The sequence below is a fragment of the Streptomyces sp. NPDC005784 genome (assembly GCF_042871525.1).
Classification (GTDB): Bacteria; Actinomycetota; Actinomycetes; order Streptomycetales; family Streptomycetaceae; genus Streptomyces.
In genome coordinates this window covers 57,291-79,801 of the sequence record NZ_JBIAIQ010000031.1, presented here as the reverse complement: position 1 = coordinate 79,801, position 22,511 = coordinate 57,291, and the positions used below count along the sequence as shown (strand labels likewise).

The 22,511-nt window shown below is 69.7% G+C and carries 17 protein-coding genes; 4 read left to right on the top strand and 13 right to left on the bottom strand.

What is annotated here, in order from left to right:
• Positions 1-16: 16 nt before the first annotated feature.
• The 3 genes from ACFYR3_RS34425 to ACFYR3_RS34415 form a co-directional block, all read right to left on the bottom strand.
• Positions 17-946 carry an ADP-ribosylglycohydrolase family protein gene (locus ACFYR3_RS34425; RefSeq protein WP_355850233.1) on the bottom strand — a complete coding sequence of 310 codons (930 nt, stop codon included), beginning with the start codon at positions 944-946 and terminating at the stop codon, positions 17-19.
• A 12-nt stretch (positions 947-958) separates the two neighbouring features.
• Positions 959-1,618 (bottom strand): histidine phosphatase family protein, encoded by a 660-nt coding sequence (locus ACFYR3_RS34420; protein WP_355850230.1) that lies wholly within the window; start codon positions 1,616-1,618, stop codon positions 959-961.
• 106 nt (positions 1,619-1,724) lie between these two features.
• Complete coding sequence (locus ACFYR3_RS34415) at positions 1,725-2,330, bottom strand: YdbC family protein (RefSeq protein WP_356784454.1); 606 nt, start codon at positions 2,328-2,330, stop codon at positions 1,725-1,727.
• 154 nt (positions 2,331-2,484) lie between these two features.
• On the opposite strand from ACFYR3_RS34415, the gene ACFYR3_RS34410 reads away from it, so the two are divergent.
• Positions 2,485-3,018 (top strand): TerD family protein, encoded by a 534-nt coding sequence (locus ACFYR3_RS34410; RefSeq protein ID WP_355850225.1) that lies wholly within the window; start codon positions 2,485-2,487, stop codon positions 3,016-3,018.
• 65 nt (positions 3,019-3,083) lie between these two features.
• Here the strand turns inward: ACFYR3_RS34410 and ACFYR3_RS34405 are convergent, their stop codons facing one another.
• The 5 genes from ACFYR3_RS34405 to nrdR form a co-directional block, all read right to left on the bottom strand.
• A complete protein-coding gene (locus tag ACFYR3_RS34405) occupies positions 3,084-3,761 on the bottom strand; it encodes a DUF6215 domain-containing protein (RefSeq protein WP_389285840.1) in 678 nt (225 codons plus the stop codon).
• Between the two features lie 283 nt (positions 3,762-4,044).
• The gene (locus ACFYR3_RS34400) at positions 4,045-4,908 is read right to left on the bottom strand and encodes a hypothetical protein (RefSeq protein WP_389285838.1); all 864 of its coding nucleotides are present in this window, start codon (positions 4,906-4,908) and stop codon (positions 4,045-4,047) included.
• A complete protein-coding gene (locus ACFYR3_RS34395; RefSeq protein WP_389285836.1) occupies positions 4,853-5,155 on the bottom strand; it encodes a hypothetical protein in 303 nt (100 codons plus the stop codon). Before ACFYR3_RS34395 ends, ACFYR3_RS34400 begins: the two co-directional genes overlap by 56 nt.
• A 196-nt stretch (positions 5,156-5,351) precedes the next feature.
• Positions 5,352-8,249 (bottom strand): vitamin B12-dependent ribonucleotide reductase, encoded by a 2,898-nt coding sequence (locus tag ACFYR3_RS34390; RefSeq protein ID WP_389285834.1) that lies wholly within the window; start codon positions 8,247-8,249, stop codon positions 5,352-5,354.
• A 162-nt stretch (positions 8,250-8,411) separates the two neighbouring features.
• The gene (nrdR, locus tag ACFYR3_RS34385; RefSeq protein ID WP_389285832.1) at positions 8,412-8,963 is read right to left on the bottom strand and encodes a transcriptional regulator NrdR; all 552 of its coding nucleotides are present in this window, start codon (positions 8,961-8,963) and stop codon (positions 8,412-8,414) included.
• Between the two features lie 517 nt (positions 8,964-9,480).
• Here nrdR and lexA point away from each other — a divergent pair.
• Positions 9,481-10,257 carry a transcriptional repressor LexA gene (lexA, locus tag ACFYR3_RS34380; RefSeq protein ID WP_103549644.1) on the top strand — a complete coding sequence of 259 codons (777 nt, stop codon included), beginning with the start codon at positions 9,481-9,483 and terminating at the stop codon, positions 10,255-10,257.
• A gap of 428 nt (positions 10,258-10,685) precedes the next feature.
• On the opposite strand, the gene ACFYR3_RS34375 is transcribed toward lexA, so the two are convergent.
• From ACFYR3_RS34375 to ACFYR3_RS34360, 4 genes are all read right to left on the bottom strand, one after another.
• Positions 10,686-12,704 carry an ATP-dependent DNA helicase gene (locus tag ACFYR3_RS34375; protein ID WP_389285830.1) on the bottom strand — a complete coding sequence of 673 codons (2,019 nt, stop codon included), beginning with the start codon at positions 12,702-12,704 and terminating at the stop codon, positions 10,686-10,688.
• 143 nt (positions 12,705-12,847) lie between these two features.
• Complete coding sequence (locus tag ACFYR3_RS34370) at positions 12,848-13,663, bottom strand: GNAT family N-acetyltransferase (protein WP_389285828.1); 816 nt, start codon at positions 13,661-13,663, stop codon at positions 12,848-12,850.
• A 39-nt stretch (positions 13,664-13,702) separates the two neighbouring features.
• The gene (locus tag ACFYR3_RS34365) at positions 13,703-15,724 is read right to left on the bottom strand and encodes an IucA/IucC family protein (protein ID WP_389285826.1); all 2,022 of its coding nucleotides are present in this window, start codon (positions 15,722-15,724) and stop codon (positions 13,703-13,705) included.
• A gap of 383 nt (positions 15,725-16,107) precedes the next feature.
• Positions 16,108-17,565, bottom strand: coding sequence for a diaminobutyrate--2-oxoglutarate transaminase family protein (locus ACFYR3_RS34360; protein WP_389285825.1), 1,458 nt, complete (start codon positions 17,563-17,565; stop codon positions 16,108-16,110).
• A 459-nt stretch (positions 17,566-18,024) separates the two neighbouring features.
• Between ACFYR3_RS34360 and ACFYR3_RS34355 the strand changes: the two genes are divergently transcribed.
• Positions 18,025-19,254, top strand: coding sequence for a trypsin-like serine peptidase (locus tag ACFYR3_RS34355; RefSeq protein ID WP_389285823.1), 1,230 nt, complete (start codon positions 18,025-18,027; stop codon positions 19,252-19,254).
• 277 nt (positions 19,255-19,531) lie between these two features.
• Entirely contained in the window at positions 19,532-20,716 is a 1,185-nt protein-coding gene (locus tag ACFYR3_RS34350; protein WP_389285821.1) for a trypsin-like serine peptidase, read from the top strand.
• A 160-nt stretch (positions 20,717-20,876) separates the two neighbouring features.
• Here the strand turns inward: ACFYR3_RS34350 and hflX are convergent, their stop codons facing one another.
• A complete protein-coding gene (hflX, locus tag ACFYR3_RS34345) occupies positions 20,877-22,373 on the bottom strand; it encodes a GTPase HflX (protein WP_355850195.1) in 1,497 nt (498 codons plus the stop codon).
• Between the last annotated feature and the right edge of the window lie 138 nt (positions 22,374-22,511).

Genomic DNA, 22,511 nt, shown 5'->3' with positions numbered 1-22,511 from the left:
CCCTCTGCCGTACGGCCTACGCGTCGCCGGCCGTGCGCCCGGACGCGAGCCCCGGCAGCCATTCCGGCAGCGCCTCCGTGGCTTCCAGCCACGCCCCGGGGGGTGCTCCCGCCTTCCCGGAGGCGACCACACCGCCCACGATGGAGCAGGTCGTGTCCACGTCGCCACCGACCTGCGCGGTGACCCAGAAGCCCTCTTCGTAGTCACCCAGGGCGCGGGCGGCCGACCAGAGGGCGAAGGGAACGGTGTCGTGAGCCGACGTACGCCGTCCGCAGCCCAGGACCGCGGCCACGGTCGCCGCGTCCCCGTAGTCGAGCATGTCCCGGGCGCGCCGCAGCCCGGCGCCCACGGCGCTGCGCGGCACGAGCGCGATGACGCCGTCGAGCAGGGCCTCGGCGCTCGGCGGGCCGGCCGGGTCGGCGGCCAGCGCGGCGGCCGCGGCGACGGCCATGGCACCGACCACGGCCTCACGGTGCTGGTGCGTGGGATAGGCGGAGATCTCCGCCTGGTGGGTCGCCTGCTCAGGGTCGTCGGCGTACCAGGCGCCCAGGGGGGCGATCCGCATCGCGGCGCCGTTACCCCAGGAGCCCTGCCCCTTGAAGAGGGCCGACGCCAGCTCGCGCCAGTCGCCGCCCTCCCGGATCAGCCGCAGCAGCCGGTTGACCGCCGGGCCGTAGCCCCTGTCGAAGTCGTGGTGGTCGGCGAAGGAGCGGGCCAGTTCGTCCTGGTCGACGCGGTGATGCGTGGCCAGGACCGCGACTACGGAGCAGGCCATTTCGGTGTCGTCGGTCCACTGCCAGGGATGGGGCGGCAGCTCTCGGCGCTTCAGCAGCGGGTAGTTCGCGGGGACGAAGAACTGCGAGCCCAGCGCGTCCCCCACCGCGAGTCCGCGCAGGCTGGCCAGGGCGCGCTCGAAGCGCCCGTCGGGAGAGGAGTCAGCGATCATCGCCCTGCCACTCTATCCGGTGGCTCCGTACGATTCCGGATCACGCCACTGCTCGAAGGGACGGTCGATGGTGTATCTGCCGTCCTCCCCCAGAACGAGCATCCGCATCTCTCCGTTCCCCGGGTTGGAGAGCGACTCGAACTCGGCGACCGTCCAGTGGAACCAGCGCATGCAGAACAGCCGCATGGCCAGGCCATGGGTCACCAGGAGCACGTTCGGCGGGTGGTCGGGAGCCTCGAAGCTCCGGTACAGGCTCTCCAGGAAGCCGCCGACCCGGTCGTACACATCGGCACCGGACTCTCCTTGCGCGAACCGGTAGAAGAAGTGCCCGTACGCATCGCGATAGGCCTTCTGGAGACGTACGTCGTCACGGTCCTGCCAGTTGCCCCAGTCCTGCTCCCGCAGTCGCGGCTCCTCGCGCACCCGGACGAGCCCGGGGTCGAGGTGGAAGGCGCGGAAGGTCTCGTGCGTACGCCGGTACGGGGAGACGTAAACGCTTACGCGCTCCCGGCCGAAGATTTCGCGCAGCCGTTTGCCGGTGTCCTCCGCCTGCTGCCACCCCGTCTCGGTGAGCGCCAGAGCGTGGTCGGGCTCGCGTTCGTACACGGTGTCATCGGCATTGCCCACCGACTCGCCGTGCCGGACAAGGACGATGCGCCGTGGTCGTGCCATGCCAAGACCCTAGATCGTGCGGGCACTGTTCGAGCAGTCGTACGGGCCGCATACGGCGCAGGTCACACCGTTCCCGCGCATCAGGACCCCTCGTGGGAGGGTGTCGTCAGACGATCCAGCCGGGTTCCAGCTGCACGATGTCGCCCGCGAGGGCGGCTATGTCGGCCTCGATCTGGGCGCGCAGCGCCAGCCTCTCCACCCGCTCGGCGCGGTACTTGCCGTGCTCGGCGGCCGACTGCCACATGGACAGGACCAGGAACTCGCTGCCGGGCGCCTCGCCGAACATGCCCCGAATCATGCCGGGCGAACCGGCCATCGCGGGGTTCCAGACCTTCTCCTGCATGAGCGCGAAGTGCTCGGCACGGTCCTCGTGGACACGGCAGTGCGCGACCCGGACCACGTCGGAGTCCGTGAAGCGCGGCTCGAAGCCGGTCTTCACGTCGAAGCGGTAGTCGAACAGTTTGGCCTGGGAGTCCTTGAAGGTGCCCGACTGCGCGGCGGCGAGCCGGTCATGGGACCGGGCCATGAAGGAGTCGTAGAAGGCGCGGCTCTCCCAGAACGAGAAGATGTGCGCGACGCCGGACCGCCCCACACTCCATCCTCCGCCCTGTCCCCGGAATCCCGGCTCCCCCAGAAGCCCCGCCCACTTTCGCTGCCCCCGTTCGAAACCGCGGCGATCGACCACGGTGCAGCGAATCCACTTGACCAGCACCGCGCCATCGTACGGCCCTGGAACGTGGCGCCGGTCACGCTCCGGCCCGGCGGATCCGGTCGAGCGCTCCGGCGCGCGTGGCACGATGGACAACCGGCCCTACTCTCAGGGGAGTTGGTTCGGTGGCTGTCGGAGAACGGGGAGGGGACATCCGGTGAACGGTCTCAACAAGGGCATCCGGAAAGTCGAGTTGGCGATCAAGTGGGATCCCAGTCCCGTAGGTGAGCCCGCGACCGATCTCGACATCATCGCGGCGACCTATCTGGCGTCCGCGCCGCAGGGAAATCCGGCCTATGTGGTGTACTTCGGCAGCCGTTCGCCGGACGGCACCATCTATCTGAACCGCGACAGCAAGGACGGCAAGGGCTTCGGCTGGGACGAGGTCATGACCCTGGAGCTCGACCGCCTGGACAGCCGGTACGCGCGCGTGGTCGTCGGTGTCCTCATCCAGCAGCGCACCGAAGCGAGGACCTTCGTCGGTGTCCTCAACCCCGGCTTCCGCCTGCGTGAGGGCTACACCGTCCTGACGGAGGGCGACTTCGGCGACGTGCTGGGCGCGACGGCCGCGACCATCGGGGAGTTCGTACGCGACCACTCCGGTGAGTGGACGTTCCACGCGGGCATCCACGGCTACGACACCGACCCGGCGACCTTCGCCCAGGTCATGGGCAGCCCGCAGGGGGCGTGAGGCACAGCGGAGCGCCCTCCCCTCCGGAGCCGCGCGGGCATCCGGCCACGGACCTCGTCGTCTGCTCAGCCGTTCTTCCAGCCCGGGAGTGTCGGCAGCACCATCTCGGCGACACGGAACAGTGCCGCGTCATCGGGCGTGACATCGTCCTGACGCCAGATGTCGACCTCGAACGAACCGCCGCCGTCCTTCGCGTCCCTGGCGACCAGTAGGCCGCGGGCGATGCCGCCGGGGCCGGACTCGGCTTTGCCGGAGCCGAAGGTGAGGGCGATCGTCCGGTCCGAGTAGAGGACCGCGGGATGGCCCAGGATCTGCCTCGGCTCTGCCGACGGCAGCAGATGGACACTCTGAGCAACGGAAATCCGGTCGTTGGAAGCCGACAGCTTCACGGAGTAGGTCTTCAGGGTGATGTTCGCTTCAGGGGTGGCGATCTTGGTGCCACCGTCGAGGGTGATCACGCTGTCGTTGCCGATGGCCGTCTGCGCGTGCTCGTCGGGCGTCCCGAGGAGGGCCGGCAGGTCCGCGCGGTTCAGCGCCTGGCACAGCTGCGTTCCGGAGACGTGCTTCGCCGGCCGGGTGCTGTGCTCCTTGGAGCAGACGGCCGGTTCATCGGCGTCGTTCTGCGGAAAGACCCGCGACACTCCCCATATGCCTCCGGTGACTCCCGCCACCAGCACCACCGCCGCAACGGCCTGGGCCCCCGCGCCCAGGCCCTTCTTCGATCCGGCCACCTCGTCGGCCATGTCCCCCGCCCTCCCCATCGCGCTCCATGCGCGCGGAGGGAGACTAGCCGTTGATCGTTTCGCGGGAAACCCGAATTCCACCGATGCCCCGACCATCGCACCGCGGCACGCCCCGACGCCCGGCCCCACCCGCGCGACAGGGGCCGCCGCCGGGCGCGGGGAATCCCGGTCGGCCAACGCCAAGGGCGGTGGAGCCGACTGTCGACTCCACCGCCCTGACCAGCTACTTCACGCCCTCAAGGCGCTCGATGTACTGGCGGAGAGTACTTATTCCTGGCGTGCGCTATTCCTCGACATCCGGCTCCCGATCGGGGAACGCACGCAGCCTCAACTTTGGCGCCCTGTGGTCGGCGAGCCACCGCATCCGGCTATCATCCGCCGCGAAGCCGGCGCGTGCGGTGTGGGTCCACTCCTCTCGGTCGAGGACATTGAGGTACGTCGACCGGAGCTCTTCCTGCTGCGCCGCAGTGCACCCCGCAGCCTTGGGAGGCTCCGTAGTCAGGTGCTGAGTGAGCAGCGCGATCGTGAAGTAGCGCTCGACGGTCGGGCTGAGCGAACCCACGTGTCGAGCATGAGCTTCCAGGACCACTCCCGAATGGGGGTAGTGAGCGAGGGTGAGCCCCATCCCCCCGCAGTCGCTCATCAGATGGAGTAGCCGACCGATATGGTCGACCATCTCGCTGTCAGAATCGAGGTCTTCAAGCGCCTCATGGAGCTTGGCGACTGTGGCGACCTTGCCGGCGAAGTATCCGTTGAGGAAGTCGCCGTCACAGGCCCTGCGAAGCAGCCACGGCCGGGCAGTTGGATCGTCGAGTCTGCAGAGTGCTGCAACGACATAAACGCGTCCCCAGCCGGTGACTCGCTCGGCGAGCCAGAGCAGGGCTTCAACTCCTCCTGTCTGCCGCTCGAAGGCGTGCGCCGCCAGCGGCCCGAAGCGGTCGGAGAGCAGCCCGATCGTCTGAATCAGTGGGATGTCGTCGACGGTTCCCACAACGGCGAGCAGGGCAAGCCCGACGGTTACTGAGCAGCGATCAATGCCATAGCGGACGAGCCAGCGGCCCGTTTGACGAGCGCGTTCTGTGTCCACCCGCTCAGCCGCGGCGGCGATGTGCTCGTTGTGGTGAATCGGAAACGTCGTGGAAGACATCGGCCAGTTCGCTGGGCAGGGCAGAGGCCCTGGCGAAATGCGTGTCCAGAATGAGCGCAATATCCTTGCCGGTCAAGTGCCGGTCTTTGGGTGCCTTCGGGCCTCGGCGACGGTGCAACGCGTCGTCGGGAAAAGGGTACCCGTCGCGCGGAAGCGGCTCATCCGGAACCAGTTGATGTAGCCGCAGCGCGTGGTCGAACAGCGTTGTCGGTGATCCGGGCAGTTCTGTCCCGGTCGTCTCGCTCATCGGCGGACGGAGGACTCGATTCTCTTGATCATGGCCCGGAGCATGCCACGAGAGTAATCGCCGCGACAAGCCCTCGATGCGGCGGCGCGTTGCATCAAACACAACAGCCAGGCGTCACGCTCGTCGAAGGCGGTGGAGCCGCGAGACCGACTCCACCGCCCTGACCAGCTACTTCACGCCCTCAAGGCGCTTGGTGTCAGCTGCAACCGCTGGTCGAACCGCAACCCTCGCAGATGTAGCAGGACCCGGCCCGCTGCATCTTCGTGCCGCAGGAGAAGCACAGCGGGGCGTCGGCCTGAATGCCCAGCTGCATCTCCACCAGCTCGGCGCTGGTGTGGACCTGCCTCGGGGCGGGCTCGGCCGCGACGGCCTCGACCTTGGGGGCGGCGACGGCCTTCAACTCCTGCGCGCGGGGCGCGGACTGGGCCAGACCCTCGACGTCGAGCTCGTCGTCGGAGGGCTCGTAGGAGCCCGTCTCGAGGTGACGCTGGCGCTCCTCGGCGGAGTGGATGCCGAGTGCGGAGCGCGTCTCGAAGGGCAGGAAGTCCAGCGCCAGGCGGCGGAAGATGTAGTCGACGATCGACTGCGCCATCCGCACGTCCGGGTCGTCCGTCATGCCGGCCGGCTCGAAGCGCATGTTGGTGAACTTCGAGACGTACGTCTCCAGCGGCACGCCGTACTGCAGACCGACCGAGACGGCGATCGAGAAGGCGTCCATCATTCCCGCGAGGGTGGAGCCCTGCTTCGACATCTTCAGGAAGACCTCGCCGAGACCGTCGTCCGGGTAAGAGTTGGCGGTCATGTAGCCCTCGGCGCCGCCCACCGTGAAGGAGGTGGTGATGCCGGGACGGCCCTTGGGCAGACGCTTGCGCACCGGGCGGTACTCGACGACCTTCTCGACCGCGGTACGGATCGTGTCCTCGGCCTTCGCCGTGACCTCGACCTTTTCCTTCTCCTTGGTCTTCGCGGAGAGGGGCTGGCCGACCTTGCAGTTGTCGCGGTAGATCGCGAGCGCCTTGACGCCCATCTTCCACGCCTCGAAGTAGACCTCTTCGACGTCCTCGACGGTCGCCGTCTCCGGCAGGTTGACCGTCTTGGAGAGCGCTCCGGAGATCCACGGCTGGATCGCGGCCATCATGCGGACGTGGCCCATCGCGGAGATGGAACGCTCGCCCATGGCGCAGTCGAAGACCTCGTAGTGCTCGGGCTTGAGGCCCGGGGCGTCGACGACATTGCCGTTCTCGGCGATGTGGGCGACGACTGCCTCGATCTGCTCCTCCTGGTAACCCAGGCGGCGCAGGGCCTGCGGCACGGTGCCGTTGACGATCTGCATCGAGCCGCCGCCGACCAGCTTCTTGAACTTGACCAGCGCGAGGTCGGGCTCGAGACCGGTGGTGTCGCAGGACATCGCGAGACCGATGGTGCCGGTCGGGGCGATGACGGAGGCCTGCGCGTTGCGGAAGCCGTTCTTCTCGCCGAGGCGGACGACGTCCTGCCAGGCCTCCGTGGCGGCGGCCCAGATCGGGGTGTCCAGGTCGTCCACGCGGACGGCCGTGGTGTTGGCGTCGGCGTGCTGGCGCATGACGCGCTGGTGGGGCTGCGCGTTGCGGGCGTAGCCGTCGTACGGGCCGACGACGGCGGCGAGCTCGGCGGAACGCTTGTACGACGTACCCGTCATCAGGGAGGTGATGGCGCCGGCGAGAGCGCGGCCGCCGTCGGAGTCGTACGCGTGGCCGGTCGCCATCAGGAGGGCGCCGAGGTTGGCGTAGCCGATGCCCAGCTGACGGAAGGCGCGGGTGTTCTCGCCGATCTTCTCCGTCGGGAAGTCCGCGAAGCAGATGGAGATGTCCATCGCGGTGATGACCAGCTCGACGACCTTGGCGAAGCGCTCGATCTCGAAGGACTGGCGGCCCTTGCCGTCGTCCTTGAGGAACTTCATCAGGTTCAGCGAGGCGAGGTTGCAGGACGTGTTGTCCAGGTGCATGTACTCGCTGCACGGGTTCGAGCCGTTGATACGGCCGGACTCCGGGCACGTGTGCCACTGGTTGATCGTGTCGTCGTACTGGATGCCCGGGTCGGCGCAGGCCCAGGCGGCCTCGGCCATCTTGCGGAAGAGCGCCTTGGCGTCGACCTCCTCGATGACCTCGCCGGTCATGCGCGAGGTGAGACCGAACTTCCCGCCCGTCTCGACGGCCTTCATGAACGTGTCGTTCACGCGGACCGAGTTGTTGGCGTTCTGGTACTGGACGGACGTGATGTCGTCGCCGCCCAGGTCCATGTCGAAGCCCGCGTCACGGAGGGCGCGGATCTTCTCCTCTTCCTTCACCTTGGTCTCGATGAAGTTCTCGATGTCGGGGTGGTCGACGTCGAGGATGACCATCTTGGCCGCGCGGCGGGTGGCGCCGCCCGACTTGATCGTTCCTGCGGAGGCGTCGGCACCGCGCATGAAGGAGACGGGACCCGAGGCGTTGCCGCCGGAGGAGAGGAGCTCCTTGGAGGAGCGGATACGGGAGAGGTTCAGGCCGGCGCCGGAGCCGCCCTTGAAGATCATGCCCTCTTCCTTGTACCAGTCGAGGATCGACTCCATGGAGTCGTCGACGGACAGGATGAAGCAGGCGGAGACCTGCTGCGGCTGGGGCGTCCCGACGTTGAACCAGACGGGGCTGTTGAAGCTGAAGATCTGGTGCAGGAGGGCGTACGCCAGCTCGTGCTCGAAGATCTCGGCGTCGGCGGGCGAGGCGAAGTACTTGTAGTCCTCGCCGGCCTGCCGGTACGTCTTCACGATGCGGTCGATGAGCTGCTTGAGGCTCACCTCGCGCTGCGGGGTACCCACAGCACCGCGGAAGTACTTGCTGGTGACGATGTTGACCGCGTTCACCGACCAGAAGCCGGGGAACTCGACGCCACGCTGCTCGAAGTTGATCGAGCCGTCGCGCCAGTTGGTCATGACGACGTCACGGCGCTCCCACTCCACCTCGTCGTACGGGTGCACGCCGGGGGTGGTGTGAATGCGCTCGATGCGCAGGCCCTTGCTGGCCTTGGCTCCGCTCTTCGCGCGGGAACCTCGTGCCGGACCGCTCGCCGTCTCTGTCATTGCCGCCTCCCAGTAACAGCTAAAACGCGCTGAAGTGCCACGAACTTCCCGTGGCACGGTCTGTGTCTGATGCTGCGCGCGCCGCTGATACGGCCATGCGCAGCAAGTCTGTGGTCGCCGCCCGTGGGCGGGGCCGGCCGCCCCGAAGGGCCCGGCCCGCGGTCAGTCGGCGGCGGTGGCGGGCACGGGAACCTCCACGGTTCCTGCGTGCCCGCGATCGGTCTCCTGGCGCACCACGTCCGGGTCGTCGTCGTCCACGGCGGGGCGCTGATTCACCTGCCTGAGTTCCGCGATGGCGCCTTCGAAGTCGTCGAGCGAGTCGAAGGCCCGGTACACGGACGCGAACCTCATGTAGGCCACGAGGTCGAGTTCCTGCAAGGGTCCGAGTATGGCCAGCCCCACGTCGTGGGTGGTCAGTTCGGCGCTTCCGGTGGCTCGCACGGCCTCTTCGACCCGCTGGCCGAGCTGGGCGAGCGCGTCCTCGGTGACGGGCCGCCCCTGGCAGGCCTTGCGCACGCCGTTGATGACCTTGATCCGGCTGAAGGGCTCGGTCACACCGGAGCGCTTCACCACCATCAGCGAGCACGTCTCCACGGTCGTGAAACGACGGGAGCAGTCCGGGCACTGGCGGCGCCTGCGGATCGACGTGCCGTCGTCGGTCGTACGACTGTCGACGACGCGGCTGTCCGGGTGCCTGCAGAAGGGGCAGTGCATGGCTCCAACCCTCCTTCACAGCACGACTCAGGGACCTCGGGGACCTCACGGGCCCCTCGAAGTAACCTCAAGCATAGGCGATGCCCGAGGGTCCGAAGACCCGGGGGACCACAACTTCTGGGATGCCTCCGCAATCCAACCACTAGATGTGGGGATTGGCCCGTGAATTCGCCCACGAAGCGCGTGTCGTACACGTAAGGGCACGTGCCGCACAGGCATACCCATCCCGGACACGCGGGGATAGCGTGGCCGACGCACGGAAGGGGGCCGGTTCCCGGCCGGTCGGCCATCGGATGGCAGACTGGGCGGCGGCCCAGGTCAGTCGGCACGGCTGCCGCCTCCGGCGCTGAAGGGTACAGCAATGAGCCCTTTTGTCCGCCAGGCGCGTCGCCAGCCATACACCCAGACACATGCTCTCGTCAGGCAATTCGCGTTTTTTCACTCGAACGTGTGTTTGGCGCAACCTTTCGAAAGCAACTACCGTTGTCCAGCAGGGAGACCATCGAGAGGGGCCGACGTGACCACCACCGCAGACAGCGCCACCATCACCGCCCAGGACCGCTCCCAGGGCCGACTCGAGCCGGTGCATGTGATGAACGAAGCCGCGAATCATGAGGGGCCCAAGCGCTCCCTGCCTGGGCGACCTCCAGGCATCCGGGCCGACAGCTCGGGACTGACGGACCGGCAACGCCGGGTGATCGAGGTGATCCGGGACTCCGTGCAGCGGCGCGGCTACCCGCCGTCGATGCGGGAGATCGGACAGGCCGTCGGCCTTTCCAGCACCTCCTCGGTCGCGCATCAGCTGATGGCACTGGAGCGCAAGGGCTTCCTGCGACGAGACCCGCACCGCCCGCGCGCGTACGAGGTGAGGGGCTCCGACCAGTCGTCGGTGCAGCCGACGGACACCGCGGGCAAACCGGCCGCGTCCTATGTGCCGCTCGTCGGTCGTATCGCCGCCGGTGGCCCGATCCTCGCCGAGGAATCGGTCGAGGACGTTTTCCCTCTCCCCCGCCAGTTGGTCGGCGACGGAGAGCTCTTCGTCCTGAAGGTCGTCGGTGACTCGATGATCGAGGCCGCCATCTGCGACGGGGACTGGGTGACGGTCCGCCGCCAGCCGGTCGCCGAGAACGGTGACATCGTCGCCGCGATGCTGGACGGCGAAGCCACGGTGAAGCGCTTCAAGCGCGAGGACGGGCACGTGTGGCTGCTGCCGCACAACTCGGCGTACCAGCCGATCCCCGGCGACGAGGCGACCATCCTCGGGAAGGTCGTCGCCGTACTGCGCCGGGTGTGAAACCGCGACGGGCGGTCCATCGCCCCCGCCCCTGACCGGGCCCCGGAACCAACTGCGCCGGTTCCGGGGTCCTGTGCGTTTTCTGGCCGGGGGCCTCGACCGGACTCCACTGGTCCTTCGGCCCCGGGGTGCCGGGGTTCCATACGCCCCATAGGCCGGGAGCCATGGCTCCACGTGGCTCGTGGGCGCGGGGCTGGGGTTCCGTGCGGGTCCCGGGCCCGAGGCTCAGGGCTCCACGTGGCTCGTGGGCGCGGGGCTGGGGTTCCGTGCGGGTCCTGGGGGCGAGGCTCCACGTGGCTCGTGGGCGCGGGGCTGGGGTTCTGTGCGGGTCCCGGGGGCGAGGCTTCACGTGGCTCGTGGGCGCGGGGATCGGGTTCCGTTCGGGTCGTGTACCAGGTCCAGGGGGCCATGGGCCGGGCCCTTGGGCGCTACGCGTCCTCTGGCTCACTCGCGGGCTCGGCGGCCTGCCCTGCCGTCTCCTCGATCGCCCTCGCCTTCTCGTCGATCGCGGCGAGGGATCGGCGGACCTGGTTGGGGTCCGTGGTGTACCAGAAGTCGGGGAGCGAGGCCTTCAGATAGCTGCCGTAGCGAGCCGTGGCCAGACGCTGGTCCAGTACCGCGACCACACCCCGGTCCCCCGAAGCCCGTACGAGGCGGCCGGCGCCCTGCGCCATGAGGAGCGCGGCGTGGGTGGCGGCGACGGCCATGAAGCCATTGCCCCCGTTGTCCTCGACCGCCTTCTGGCGGGCGCTCATGAGCGGGTCGTCGGGGCGGGGGAAGGGGATCTTGTCCATGACGACCAGCTGACAGCTGGGGCCCGGCACGTCCACGCCCTGCCAGAGCGAGAGCGTGCCGAAGAGGCAGGTCTTCGGGTCGGCCGCGAAGTTCTTGATCAGCTCGCCGAGTGTCTCCTCGCCCTGGAGCAGGATCGGGTACTCGGGGATGCGGGTCCGCAGTTCCTCCGCCGCGAGCTGGGCCGCGCGCATCGAGGAGAACAGGCCGAGCGTACGACCGCCGGCGGCCTGGATCAGCTCGGTGAGCTCGTCGAGCATGTCACCGCGGTCGGCGTCCCTCGCGGGGCGCGACAGATGCTTGGCGACGTAGAGAATGCCCTGCCTGGGGTAGTCGAAGGGCGAGCCGACGTCGACGCCCTTCCACTGGGGAAGGTCCTCGCCCTCCGTACCTTCCGGGGCGAGCCCCATCGACGCTCCCACGCCGTTGAAGTCGCCGCCGAGCTTGAGGGTCGCTGACGTCAGGACGACGGAGCGGTCGGCGAAGAGCTTCTCCCTGAGAAGCCCCGACACGTTCATCGGAGCCACCCGGAGCGAGGCTCCGAAGCGATCGTGCCGCTCGTACCAGACGACATCCCATTCCGAGCCGTTGGCGATGCGCTCCGCGACGGCGTGCACGGCTTCGACGGACGCCAGAGCCTGCTTGCGTACGGCGTCCTCGTCCTGGACGGACTTGTCGCGGGTGGTCCCGATGGCGGAGATCACCGTGCGGGCGGCGTCGCGCAGCGCCATCAGCGCGTACCCGAGGTCCTCCGGGATCTCCTCCAGGCGTCCCGGCAGAGCCAGCTCCATCAGGCGCTCGAAACCCTCGGCGGCGCTCTGGAGCTGGTCGGCGGCCTTCTCGTTGACGAGCTTCGCGGCGCGGCGCACCGCTCGGTTGACCTGTCCGGGCGTGAGCTCACCGGTCGCGACGCCGGTGACCCTGGAGACCAGCTCATGGGCCTCGTCGACGATCAGCACCTCGTGCTGCGGGAGGACCGGCGCACCCTCGATGGCGTCGATCGCGAGCAGCGCGTGATTGGTGACGACGACCTCCGCGAGCTTGGCCCGCTCGCGGGCCATCTCGGCGAAGCACTCCGCTCCGTAGGCGCATTTGGTGGCGCCGAGACACTCCCGGGACGACACCGAGATCTGGCCCCAGGCCCGGTCGGACACACCTGGTGTGAGGTCGTCACGGTCACCGGTCTCGGTCTCGTCCGACCAGTCGCGCAGCCGCATCAGGTCCTGGCCCAGCTTGCTGGTCGGCGCGGCCGCCTCGAACTGGTTGAAGAGGCCCTCCTCCTCTTCCTGCGGCACGCCCTCGTGCAGACGGTGCAGGCACAGGTAGTTCGACCTGCCCTTGAGCATCGCGAATTCGGGGCGGCGGCGCAGCAACGGGTGCAGCGCATCGACGGTGCGCGGCAGGTCCCGCTCCACGAGCTGGCGCTGGAGCGCCAGGGTGGCGGTCGCCACGACCACTCGCTCCCCGTGCGCGAGCGCGGGCACCAGGTAACCGAGCGACTTTCCGGTACCGGTGCCCGCCTGGACCAGCAGGTGGGAGCTGTCGTCGATGGCACTGGCGACGGCTTCGGCCATCGTCACCTGGCCAGGGCGCTCCGTACCGCCGACGGCAGTGACGGCAGCATGCAGGAGTTCGGGGAGTGAGGGCTTTGTCATAGCGCTGCCAGCCTACGGGGCGCCACTGACAACCGAGCGATCAAGGGCGTCTCTCGGGCGGCCGGGGTGGCGGATGGATTCGACACGGAGACTCCTCGACGGGCAACCGGACCGGGACGAGCGGTGAACCAGGAGTGACGGCTCTACAACAGATCGCGCAGGGCCCGGTCCCGGATCATGAGGGCTGCCCGCTTGTCGGGCAGATCGACCTCGGCGGAGAACCGGAAACCGGCACTCAGAAAAGCCGATACGGAGGGGGTGTTGCGAAGATCGGGTTCCGCGACGACACGAGCGCACGAGGGGCGCTTGTCCAGTACGTGGTCGGCGACGGCTCTGAGCAGGGTGGAGCCGAGCCCTCGCCCACGGTCGGCGACACCGCCGATGAGGAGGTGGATTCCCGTGTCGTGGGGTCGGGCGGGATAGTGGCGCGCCAGGTCGTCGAGATCCGCGCGGTAGAACTCCCAGTAGCTCATCGGCGTGCCGTCGAGCGCCCCGAGGCACGAGACGCTGCGTCCGTCGCCGTCGAGCTGCCGAAGTACATGGTCCTCGACCACTGACTCGGGTCCCGCGAGTTCCCAGAACGCCGCGACGGCGGGGTCGTTCATCCAGCGGTGGATGAGCGGGAGATCGCGCTCGGCCCGCACGGGGAGGAGGTGGAGGACGCCCGCGGGCGTCTTGACCGGTCCCCAGCCGCCGACACGGTCGAGCAGATCGTCCCCGCCCGGAGTCCCGTCGGGAGTCCCATCCGGAGTCCCGCCCGGAGCCCCGGCCCGAGATCCGGTGCCCTCCGCGAACAAGGCGATCAGTTCGTCGGGGAGACGCAGGTCGAGCGTGTCCTCGCAGTCCGTACCGGCACCGGGGTCGGAGCCGGTACCCGCGCGGGATCCGGGGCCGGATCCGGGGCCGAGTCGGGGGGCGCGGGCGGTGCCGGCGTCGGTGCTCGCATCGGTGGGGGGCACGACGACGCTCCTCTCAGGAGACGGGGTGGGTCATGTTCCTCAGAAATGAAGGGGGTTGGAGATGGTGACGTAGACGGACTGGGAGTCGACGGGACCGACGAGTTCGTCGAGGCCGTGCAGCCGGGTCAGGAGGTTGGCCTTGCAGCGCAGGACGGGTGAGTCGAGCAGGAGGGCGGGCAGCGGCGTCCGCAGTCGGGCGGGGCCGGTGGCGACGCCGGTGAGGAAGCGCCGGAACGCGGCGAGCAACAGCCTCTCGTCGGCGAGCCGTTGGGAGCCGAACGCTCCGACCAGACCGAGCACGTTGTTGATGGCGAGGTAGTAGGCGAAGCGTTCGTCGGTGACCTCGTCGGAGACGAAGGTGTCGCTGTGCGCCCCGATGCCGGGCAGCCGGGCGTCGAGTTCCGCGCGCCGCGACTCGCGGAAGTAGTAGCCCTGGTTGTCGCGGTAGCGGCCGCCCGTGGGCCAGCCTTCCGCGTCCAGCAGGAGCAGGGTGTTCTGCTGGTGCGCCTCCAGAGCGATGCCCGCCTCGCTGTCCAGCCAGAGAACGGGGCGTACGACCTGTTCGAGATAGCGCAGGAACCACTCGGTGGCGACGGCGCCGCGCGGGCGGCCGGTGCGGCCGGCGAGCCCGGTGACGATCTCGGTGAGCCGGGACCGCATGAAGGGGCCGCGCTCTGCCGGGTTGTGCGTGCCGAGCCGGGCGTACGGCCGGGGTGAGACCAGTCCCGCGACGCAGCCGACGTCGTCCGTCGGCCCGAACGGGTTGTGGCGGATCATCACGTCGAGCCCTGGAAGCGGGTTGCCGTCCTGGCCGTCGACGGCGAGCCAGGACGGGTCTCGGACGATGTCGAAGCCGGGGTGGACGGCCTGCCACTGCTCGAACAGGCCGCCGCGCAGCAGACGGTGGACCTCCACGCCACGGTGGAGCTCCTTGCGGAGGTTCTCACGACGGGAGTTGGTGATGCGCAGGCCCAGCGAGAGTTTCAGCATCGCGGAGGCGCCGGAGCGGTAGACGGTGCGGACGGAGGAGGTGGGGTGCCAAGGGGTGCCCCGCGGGCCGAGGTCCTGGAGCAGCCCGGCATCCAGCAGGGCCGCGGTCTCCTGGCGGTGCTGGATCTCGCGCATCTGCCAGGGGTGCAGCGGCAGTGCGGCGGCGTACCCGGCGGGGAGCGCCAGGCCGGGCCCGGCCAGCCGCATGGTCAGTTGCTCCGCCGGTACGGGGCGGCCGCGCTCCGTCCAGGCCGAGTCCGACGCCAGTACCGAGGGGGCGACCGCCATCCAGTGCAGAGGGAAGGAGCCGCGCAACTCCGGTGAGTAGAGCCGTCCTTCGGCATCGGAGAGGCCGTCGCGTCCCTTCGGTGTCGGGTGCAGGGGGTGGCCGAGGAGGAGTGCCTGCTCCGCGGCGAGGAAGAGGTCGGGGGTGTCGGCGGGGTGCTCCCTGCGGTCCCTGATGAACACCGCGGTGCGCCGAACCGAGTCGGCGACCCGGCCGACGAGGTCGGCGCCTTCACCGGCCGGGCTGTCCGACTGCCGGGGATCGGGGTCGCTCGGCACGGCTCCCGCCCACTCGTCGGTGAGTGCCCGGCGGGTCGTGTCCGTGGTCGGTGTCCTGGCAGCCGTCTGCCGTGCGAAGAGGGCCGCCACCATCACCGCGTCGACGGCCGGTGCCTGGTCGGGAGCGTCGGCGAGGAGGGGAAGGCCGAAGCGGTGCCAGCCGGAGGGGGACCAGTGGTGGACGGGAACGAGCAGGGTCGCGCCGCCGGCCGCCAGGGCGATGCGAAGGGTGCCGTCCTCGGGCGCGGGCAGGTTGTTCTCCCGTACCCAGCAGCGCAGCAGGTTCTCGACCGCCGCCGCCTGTGCCGCGGTCCGGGTGTCGGGGTGATCCAGCAGGTCGAGCAGGTCGAGCAGGTCGACGGTGGCCCCGCTGGGCGGTTCGGGCGCCCGGGCCGCCTCCTTCTGCCGGGGAACGGACTCCGATCCGGACAGGTGCGGGGCGGGTGTGCCGACGGCCGTTCGCTCGTACGGGGAGGGAGGGCTGTCGGGCGCGGGGGTGGCGTTCACGGGAATTCCTTGCGAGTCGTTCGGGCTCGTGCGGCGACGAACCGGGGCGGATCCGGGGTGCGTCGGGTTTGTCGGGCTTCCTGTTCGGTTGCTGGGGAGGGGTCGGCGGTGGTGACGTCGGTGGGAGGAAGGCCGAGGTTCGCCGGTGTGGACTGCGGAGGTGACGCGGGCCGGAGCTGCGGAGGCGAGACGGGCCGGACGGCGGAGGCGAGACGGGCCGGACGGCGGGGGCGACACCGGCGGGAACCGTGGAGCTGCAGAGCCGCAGTCGACTGGGGCCGTCCATCGCCGACGAGTTCGCCCAGGCCGTGGCCTCCCCGCCGGTCGAAGTTCCGGCGGGTCCCGCCCGAAGGCGTACGCCCCGTGCGGAGGCGGTCGGACCGTCACCGCGGAGCGTCGGCACCCCGTGCCCCGTCCCTCCCGAGTCGATGGTCCCCCCGCGCCACCGCGCTCACCGCGTCCGCGAGCCGGTCGAGCACGGCGGACGTCTGTTCGTCGCTGATCGTCAGGGGAGGAAGGAGCCGTACGACGCTCGAACGGCGGCCCCCGAGTTCCACGATCAGGCCTCGGCGCAGGCACTCCCGCTGGACGGCGGCGGCGAGTTCGGGGGCGGCGGGGCGGGGGCCGTCGGGGGTGAGGTGCGGCGGCCCTTCGGGGTCGACGAGTTCGAGGCCGATCATCAGGCCGCGGCCGCGTACGTCGCCGATGCAGGGGAACTCAGCCGCGAGTCCGCGGAGTTGGGTCAGCATGCGGGCCCCGACGGTGGCCGCGCGCTCGGCGAGGCCGTGCTCGCGGACGTACGCGAGGGTGGCCGTGCCGGCTGCCATGGCCAGTTGGTTGCCGCGGAACGTGCCAGCGTGGGCACCGGGCAGCCAGACGTCGAGGTCGTCGCGGTAGACGACGACGGCCAGCGGCAGGCTGCCGCCGATGGCCTTGGACAGGACCATCACGTCCGGGGTGATCCCGCTGTGTTCCACCGCCCAGAAGGCGCCCGTCCGGCCCACACCTGTCTGGACCTCGTCCACGATCAGCGGGATGGACCGGGCCGCCGTGATCTCGCGCATCCGGCGTGTCCAGGCGTCCGGCGCGGGAATGACCCCGCCCTCGCCCTGGACGGGTTCAAAGATCATCCCGGCGGGGAGCGGCACACCCGACTTCGTGTCGTCGAGGAGGGACTCCGTCCAGCGCGCGGCGAGTTCGGCGCCGCGGTCGCCGCCGATGCCGAACGGGCAGCGGTAGTCTTGCGGATAGGGCAGACGCGCGACGCGTACGTCGGTCGCGCCACCGGAGGCTTCGAGCGCGCCCGCGGTCATCCCGTGGTAGGCGCCGGTGAACGCGAGCATGCCGGTGCGGCCGGTGGCCGCGCGCACCAGTTTGAACGCGGCCTCCACGGCGTCCGTCCCCGCCGGTCCGCAGAACTGGACCCGTGCGCGTTCGGCGAACCGCGGGGGAAGCGTGCGGAACAGTTCGGTGGTGAAGGCGTCCTTGACCGGTGTCGCGAGGTCCAGGACGTGCAGGGGTGCCCCCGAGTCGAGGACCTTTCTGATCGCCTCCAGGACGACAGGATGGTTGTGCCCGAGGGCCAGGGTCCCGGCTCCGGAGAGGCAGTCGAGATAGCGGCGCCCGTCGGCGCCCTCGATCGTCAGCCCACGGGCCCGAACGGGAACGATCGGAAGGGCGCGCGCATAGGTTCGCGCAGCCGATTCGCGCGCCGACTGGCGCCGCAGAATCCCCTCGTGCGCCGCGCGCGCCCGCTCGGTCGCTCCGGCGCCACCATCCCGCGCCCCCTCGGATTCCCCTGGCGCCCCCTCCGGCGCCACCACTGACTCGGTCACGGCCACGGCTTCAGGTCCTCCCGCTGTCCAGAGGCGAGTTGGCAGGGGGGTCCGAAGGCAGGCGGCAGGCCCCCCGTACGTATCAACGACGCCGCTCGCGTTGGGAAGCGGGTGAATTCGAGGTTCCTTGCAGGTTCATTGCCGGTTTCTTGCCGGGCCGGAACCCGGGGCCGATGCGGGGCCTGCCGCCGGGCCCCCGGCCCGGCGGCAGGCCCCGGATCGGGACAGCGGCAGGCCCCGCATCGGACCGCGACCAGGAGTACGGCGCCCGGCGGACCCCTGATGACGCTCCGTCAGAACAGCGGGTCCGGGGACGCACCCCCCGTAGCTGAACCGTTGCCGTTCCGTCGGACGTCCCACACAGCGACCGCATAGTCTTTGATGCCGTTCGGTCGTACCGATCGAACCGCTCAGGCACCCGCAGAAGCACCGCACAGTTCCCATACGCTCAGGGGGAGTTACACCATGCGATCCATACGCCCGCCCTTCGCCGCCCGTCGAGGCAGGAGCGCGCGCCGCAGAACGTCCCCCGTTCTGGCCGCCGTCGGCCTCGCCGCGGCCCTGGCACTGACCGCCACCGCCTGCGACTCGGGCAGCGACACGGCGAGCAGTCAGCCGACCGCCTCCGTGCCCCAGGGCGGTGACGGAAAGATCCAGATCCCGGACGACATCAAGAACAAGCTCAAAGAGCACGGCATCGATGTCGACAAGTGGAAGCACGGCGCCTGGAAGAACTGGGACAAGGACGAATGGCTGCGCCAGGCCGACGACTTCATCAACCCGATCATCAAGGGCCTCTGGGACCCGGCCCGGATGCGCGGAGCCGACGACCCGGACAAGAACAAGGGCGTCGACGACGCCGACCTCACCGGTGACCAGGGCGTCACTGACCCGGAACCGGCCCCGGTGACGGCGCGGGCCGTGCAGACGTCCTACCACGCCAATGTGCCCGAGGCGGGCAAGGTGTTCTTCGACTCCCCCGAGGGCACGATGGTCTGCTCGGCGACGGTGGTCGAGGACCCGGCGCACCCGGGCAAGTCCAACCTGGTGTGGACCGCGGGCCACTGTGTACACGCCGGCAAGAAGGGCGGCTGGTACCGCAACATCGCCTTCGTGCCCTCGTACAACGACTCCGGCAAGTCGGCGGCGCAGCTCGAGAGCGCCCCGCGCCAGGAGGTCGCTCCGTACGGCGTCTGGTGGAGCGACTGGGCGCAGACCTCGGACCAGTGGATCGAGAAGGGCGGTTCCACGGGCGGTCAGGGAGCCTCGTACGACTACGCCGTGCTGCATGTGACCCCGGAGAAGGGAAGCGGCGGCAAGTCCCTTGAAGAGACCGTGGGTTCGGCGCTGCCGGTGAACTTCAACGCTCCGGCCGTGCCCAAGGTTTCGAGCATCACGGCGACCGGCTACCCGGCCGCGGCGCCGTTCGACGGCCAGAAGCTGTACCAGTGCACGGACAAGCCGGGACGGCTGTCGGTCGCGCAGGCCGACCCGACGATGTACCGCATCGGCTGCACGATGACCGGCGGCTCCTCGGGCGGCGGCTGGGTGGCCACGGGCTCCGACGGCAAGCCGGCGCTGGTGTCCAACACCTCCATCGGCCCGGTCAAGTTCGGCTGGCTGGCGGGTCCGCGGCTGGGCGATGTGGCCAAGGGCGTGTACGACTCGGTGAGCGCGAAGTTCGCCGGACGGTGACGCGCACGACGTAACAGGGTTCGGACGGACGGCGGTGGGACGGGGCTCGGGAACGGTCACCGGCCCGCCGCCGTCCGTCCTGGATCGGGCGGGAGATCCTTCTTCGACCGGGCGGGAGATCCATCCTCGACCCGGGCAGGAAATCGTCCCCAACTGGGCGGGCGCCGTGGGGTGTCGCGTTCGGGCGGGCTCCCTGGAGAGCCGTCCCACGCCCGACCGGCACAGCGACAGACCCGACCAGCACAGCGACAGAGCTTCGACCGGGGGGTACACCACCATGCGTTCTTCAGGACGGCGTCGTACGGTCCTCGCCGCCACCGGCCTCATGGCCGCCCTGGCACTCACCGCGACCGCCTGCGACTCCGGTGGCGACAAGGCGAGCGGCGGATCCACCGCCTCCGCGTCACAGGGATCCGCGAGCGGCAACGACAAGATCAAGATCCCGGACGACATCAAGGACAAGCTCAAAGAGCACGGCATCGATGTCGACCAGTGGAAGAACGGCGCCTGGGAGAACTGGGACAAGGACAAGTGGCTCAGTGAGGCCAAGGACTTCGTCAACCCGGTGATCGACGGTCTGTGGAAGCCCGAGCGGATGAAGTCCGCCAAGGACCCGGCCAAGACGATCTCCACCAAGGACGCGGCGGCCGACCGGGGCGTCAGCGACCCGGAGCCGGCCCCCGTCGACGCCCGGGCCGAGAAGACCCCGTACCACGACCACGCCGCGCCGGTCGGCAAGGTCTTCTTCGACTCCCCCAAGGGCTCGATGGTCTGCTCGGGCACGGTCGTCAAGGACGTCAACCACCCCGGCAGGTCCAACCTCGTGTGGACCGCGGGCCACTGCGTGCACGCCGGCAGGAAGGGCGGCTGGTACCGCAACATCGCCTTCGTGCCGTCCTACAACGACCGGGGCGGGTCCGAGGCGCAGCTCGCCGGCGCGACGGCCTCGGAGATCGCGCCGTACGGCCAGTGGTGGGCGGACTGGGCCTCGACCTCCGAGCAGTGGATCTCCGGCGGCGACGAGACGGGCGGCGCGGGCGCCCCGTACGACTACGCCTTGCTGCATGTGAAGCCGGAGCAGGGCGCCAAGTCCCTGGAGGAGACCGTCGGCAACGCGCTGGACGTGGACTTCTCCGCGCCGTCCGTCCAGGAGGCCGGGACGATGGGCGCCTGGGGTTACCCGGCCGCGCCGCCGTACGACGGCCTCAGCATGTTCAAGTGCGTAGACAAGCCGGGCCGCCTCTCGCTGAACCCGGCCCTGCCCACGATGTACCGCATCGGCTGCACCATGACCGGCGGTTCGTCCGGCGGCGGCTGGTTCCGGGTCGTCGACGGCAGGACCGAGCTCGTCTCGAACACCTCGATCGGCCCGGCCGGCCACACCTGGCTGGCGGGACCGCAGCTGGGCAGCGGCGCCCGGGCGCTCTACGAGCGGATGAGCAAGGAGTACGGCGGCCGGTAGCTGGCCCGCCGCCAGCACGGACGGCCGCGCGGTCACGTGGAAGGACATCCGCGCGACCCTGCGGACGGACGCGCGTCCACGGCGAAGGCCCGCCCCCTCTGCGAGGGGCGGGCCTTCGTGCGTTCGCAGCGACTGCTCGCCGAAGTGCTTATCGGGGTGCTTACCGGAGCGCGGGCGCCGGGACGTACGGTGCGAGGTCCGCCGCCAGTTCCTCATGGACCCGCAGCTTGAGCAGCGTGCCCTCCCCTGTGTGCTCCTCGGAGAGCACCTCGCCCTCGGTGTGGGCGCGGGCGACCAGCTTGCCGTGCGTGTACGGCACGAGCGCCTCGATCTCGACCGAGGGACGCGGCAGCTCGTTGTCGATCAGCGCGAGCAGCTCGTCCATGCCCTGGCCCGTACGCGCCGAGACCGCGATGGAACGTGTCTCGATCCGCATCAGCCGCTGGAGGACCAGCGGGTCCGCCGCGTCCGCTTTGTTGATCACCACGATCTCGGGCACCTTGGTCGCGCCGACGTCACGGATGACCTCGCGCACCGCGGCCAGCTGCTCCTCCGGAGCGGGGTGCGAACCGTCCACCACGTGCAGGATCAGGTCGGAGTCGCCGACCTCCTCCATGGTGGAGCGGAACGCCTCGACCAGGTGGTGCGGCAGGTGGCGCACGAATCCGACCGTGTCGACCAGCGTGTAGAGCCGCCCGCTCGGGGTCTCGGCCCGGCGCACGGTCGGGTCGAGGGTCGCGAACAGCGCGTTCTCGACGAGCACGCCCGCGCCCGTGAGGCGGTTGAGCAGGGACGACTTGCCGGCGTTGGTGTAACCGGCGATGGCGACCGAGGGCACCTTGTTGCGGCGGCGCTCCTGGCGCTTGATCTCGCGGCCCGTCTTCATCTCCGCGATCTCCCGGCGCATCTTCGCCATCTTCTCGCGGATACGGCGCCGGTCCGTCTCGATCTTGGTCTCACCGGGACCACGGGTGGCGAGGCCGCCGCCCTTGCCGCCGCCCATCTGACGGGACAGCGACTGACCCCAGCCGCGCAGTCTCGGCAGCATGTACTGCATCTGCGCGAGCGCGACCTGCGCCTTGCCCTCTCGGGACTTGGCGTGCTGGGCGAAGATGTCGAGGATCAGGGCCGTACGGTCGATGACCTTGACCTTGACGACGTCCTCGAGGTGGATCAGCTGGCCGGGGCTCAGCTCACCGTCACAGATCACGGTGTCGGCGCCGGTCTCGATCACGATGTCCCGGAGCTCGTTGGCCTTGCCGGAACCGATGTACGTGGCCGCGTCGGGCTTGTCACGGCGCTGGACGACGCCGTCGAGCACGAGCGCTCCCGCGGTCTCCGCGAGCGCGGCCAGCTCGGCCAGCGAGTTGTCCGCGTCCCGGATGGTCCCCGTGGTCCAGACACCGACGAGCACGACGCGCTCCAGGCGGAGCTGTCGGTACTCGACCTCGGTGACGTCCTCGAGTTCGGTGGAGAGGCCCGCCACGCGGCGCAGGGCCGCGCGCTCGGAGCGTTCGAACTGCTCGCCGTCCCGGTCTCCGTCGATCTCATGGCTCCAGGCGACGTCCTCTTCCATCAGGGCATCGGCCCGAAGACCTTCGGGGTAGTTCTGCGCGGAATTCTGCGCGTCCTGGGAAGGGGAAGAAGAGGAGGTCATTGGATCCTTACGTAGCTGGGAAAGCCGCGGGCCGACGAAAGTCGTCCGTCACAGGGAACAACGCCCGGGGCCACCGGGAGATTCCCGGTTCGGGCCGGGGCAACCCTCCAAAGGGGGCCGGGTCGCCGGCTCGAAGAT

Coding starts and splice junctions, on each gene's coding strand:
- ACFYR3_RS34400 (WP_389285838.1), bottom strand. CDS start 4,908: ATGTCTTCCACGACGTTTCCGATTCACCACAACGAGCACATCGCCGCC.
- ACFYR3_RS34375 (WP_389285830.1), bottom strand. CDS start 12,704: ATGACAAAGCCCTCACTCCCCGAACTCCTGCATGCTGCCGTCACTGCC.
- ACFYR3_RS34395 (WP_389285836.1), bottom strand. CDS start 5,155: ATGAGCGAGACGACCGGGACAGAACTGCCCGGATCACCGACAACGCTG.
- ACFYR3_RS34390 (WP_389285834.1), bottom strand. CDS start 8,249: ATGACAGAGACGGCGAGCGGTCCGGCACGAGGTTCCCGCGCGAAGAGC.
- ACFYR3_RS34350 (WP_389285821.1), top strand. CDS start 19,532: ATGCGTTCTTCAGGACGGCGTCGTACGGTCCTCGCCGCCACCGGCCTC.
- hflX (WP_355850195.1), bottom strand. CDS start 22,373: ATGACCTCCTCTTCTTCCCCTTCCCAGGACGCGCAGAATTCCGCGCAG.
- ACFYR3_RS34420 (WP_355850230.1), bottom strand. CDS start 1,618: ATGGCACGACCACGGCGCATCGTCCTTGTCCGGCACGGCGAGTCGGTG.
- ACFYR3_RS34405 (WP_389285840.1), bottom strand. CDS start 3,761: ATGGCCGACGAGGTGGCCGGATCGAAGAAGGGCCTGGGCGCGGGGGCC.
- nrdR (WP_389285832.1), bottom strand. CDS start 8,963: ATGCACTGCCCCTTCTGCAGGCACCCGGACAGCCGCGTCGTCGACAGT.
- ACFYR3_RS34355 (WP_389285823.1), top strand. CDS start 18,025: ATGCGATCCATACGCCCGCCCTTCGCCGCCCGTCGAGGCAGGAGCGCG.
- ACFYR3_RS34425 (WP_355850233.1), bottom strand. CDS start 946: ATGATCGCTGACTCCTCTCCCGACGGGCGCTTCGAGCGCGCCCTGGCC.